The 2,418-nt window shown below is 70.1% G+C and carries 4 protein-coding genes; all 4 read left to right on the forward strand.

Going from position 1 to position 2,418, the window contains the following annotated elements:
* The first annotated feature begins 54 nt into the window (after positions 1-54).
* Positions 55-318 (forward strand): type II toxin-antitoxin system Phd/YefM family antitoxin, encoded by a 264-nt coding sequence (locus CUD01_RS16255; RefSeq protein WP_141322528.1) that lies wholly within the window; start codon positions 55-57, stop codon positions 316-318.
* Positions 315-698: a PIN domain-containing protein gene (locus tag CUD01_RS16260; protein ID WP_141322529.1), complete on the forward strand. Its 384-nt coding sequence runs from the start codon at positions 315-317 to the stop codon at positions 696-698. The genes CUD01_RS16255 and CUD01_RS16260 overlap by 4 nt, the downstream gene beginning before the upstream one ends.
* Positions 699-714: 16 nt before the next feature.
* A complete protein-coding gene (locus CUD01_RS16265) occupies positions 715-1,419 on the forward strand; it encodes a DUF6318 family protein (protein WP_166772052.1) in 705 nt (234 codons plus the stop codon).
* A 203-nt stretch (positions 1,420-1,622) separates the two neighbouring features.
* The gene (locus tag CUD01_RS16270; RefSeq protein ID WP_166772051.1) at positions 1,623-2,252 is read left to right on the forward strand and encodes a PKD domain-containing protein; all 630 of its coding nucleotides are present in this window, start codon (positions 1,623-1,625) and stop codon (positions 2,250-2,252) included.
* Positions 2,253-2,418 lie beyond the last annotated feature (166 nt).

The following is a 2,418-nucleotide window of genomic DNA, read 5'->3' on the forward strand; positions in this document are numbered from 1 at the left end:
CCGGTGTAGCCCTCGGATCCGTACGACGTAGCACACGGTGCTACATTCGGGGCCATGACGACCGTCGGGGTGCGCGAGCTGCGGCAGGACGCGTCCGGGCTGCTGCGCCGCGTCGAGAACGGTGAGCACCTCGTCGTGACGGTTCACGGGCGTCCGGTCGCCGAGCTGGTGCCCCACCTCGAGACCCGTCCCGCGTGGCGTCCGGTCGCCGAGCTGGCGGCGCTGTTCCCAGGAGTCCACGACCCCGCGTGGGACGACGACCTGGCGTTGGTCGACGGTGCCGCTGCCGATCCGTTCGAGCGCGGCAGCGACCGGTGAGGCTGATCCTCGACACGAACGTCCTCATCCACGGCCTGGTGCCGACGGATGGCGACGACGAGGCCGCGATCAGCATCGCGACGCTGGCCGAGCTGCGGTTCGGTGTCATGGTAGCCCGCACGCCGGAGGCCCGGGCCGCGCGGATGCGGGTGCTGTCCAGCGCCGAGGTCGCGCTCGCCGCTCTGCCGGTCGACGACGCCGTCGCGTCGTCCTACGCCCTGCTGGCGGCCAAGACGGTCACGGCCGGACGGCGGCCGCGCGCCCGGGTGTTCGACCTGCTGATCGCCGCGACCGCCCACGCCCACGGCGCCGTGCTGGTCACGAAGAACCGGGGAGACTTCGCCGGGCTCGACGACCTCCTCGAGGTGCGCGCGCCGTAGCAGCGGGCCGAGGTCTGTGGACGAACGCCCCCAGGGGCTGACCGTTCTGTGTACGTTCATCCCCATGCGATCGAGGGGGAGCTGGGCGGTCGGACTCGTGCTGGTCGGGGTGCTCGCGTCGGCGGGCTGCACCGCAGAGGGCACAGCGGCTCCGACGACGCCGAGACCGACGACGTCGTCGCACGCGACAGTCACCCCGACGCCCGACCCGTCACCGACGCCGACCCCGTCCTCGGCGCCGAGCGTCGCACCGACATCAGGTCCCGACCAGGACGTCACCAAGCCCCCCGCGCGCCCCGACGCCCTGGACGGTCCGGCCACCGAGGACAACGCGGTCGCGGTCGCGAAGTACTTCACGGCGCTGTACTCGTACATCGTTGCGACAGGTGACTTCACCGAGTGGGACGCTCTCAGCGGTCCCGACTGCCGGTTCTGCGAGAGCGGACGTGAGAGTGCCGAGGAAGTGCACAACGCCGGCAACCACGGCACCGGCGGTGCTGTGGATCTCGGGTTCGGCTCGGCATCGGCGCAGGGTGACGGCACGTTTGTCGTCGACGTCCAGTTCACCGAGTACCCGTCGCAGACAGTCAACCCCCAGGGAGTGGTGGTCGAGGACTTCCCCGGCACGCTCCAGCTGAAGGCAACGATGGTCCTCTCGCACGACGGCCGCGGCTGGAGGGTGGAAGGCGTCAAGATCGACGAGTTCGGGTCAGGGACATGAGGGTCCGGCCGCTGATCGCGGTTCTCATTCTGTCCTCGACGGCGGTTTTCCTCGTCGCTGCACCAGCTGAGGCCAGGAGACGGGGCGATCTCGGCGGGGACGACGTGACCCTGTCCGACACCTTGGAGCGTTACCTCGCCTATCGGTCGTGGAAGGCTCATGCGGATCCGTTGGTGGACTATGCGTACGCCCGGTTGTGCAACGTGGATTCCCAGCACCTGGAGTCGGACATCGACGGCGAGTGCGCGCCGCCGAACGGCACGGTGGTCATCCCGGGGTGCGGTGAGGACGAGCCGGTGATGCCGTTGTGGCGTCGCACGCGTGTGGCGGTCGGTTCGCCGTGGTCGCAGTGGGAGATGCGGATCGGGTGGGTGTGTCCGGACGACCTGCTGCCGCAGCTCACGCAGAGCGACTTCCGTCAGCTGACGATCAAGCCGACGGTGACGCACCGCCAGCCTGGCGAGGGTGGGACGGTGCTGGTGAACAAGGGGATCATCGGGTGGGTCGATCCTGAGGAGCGCACGTTCCGCACGAGCCTGCTGGGCTTCGACATCGACGTGGTGACGTGGCCGGTGGAGTACACGTGGGACTTCGGTGACGGGCAGGCGCTGACGACGACGTCGCCGGGTGGCCCGTACCCGAACCGGGACGTGGAGCATGTCTACGAGGACGTGGGGACCTTCACGGTCACGTTGACCACGGTGTGGGAGGGCAGGTACCGGGTCGACGAGGACCCGGACCACGAGTGGCGGACCATCGACGGCACGGCCCTGACGACCACGACCCTGGACCCGTTCGAGGTGACCGAGCTCCGCAGCCACCTGGTGGGGTGACCCGCGCCGTCACGCGGCACCCGGGGCGAGGTCCGCGGTCGTCGGGACGCGCGAGAGAGTGACGTGCTGCGGCAGCGCTTCACCCGACGACGCCCGCTGCCGACCGTGAGCATGACCCCGCGAGCGCGGGGTCTGGCCCACGCGCCCGAGGAGCACCCGTGTCCAC

It is taken from the genome of Cellulomonas uda (assembly GCF_006538705.1).
Taxonomy (GTDB): domain Bacteria; phylum Actinomycetota; class Actinomycetes; order Actinomycetales; family Cellulomonadaceae; genus Cellulomonas; species Cellulomonas uda.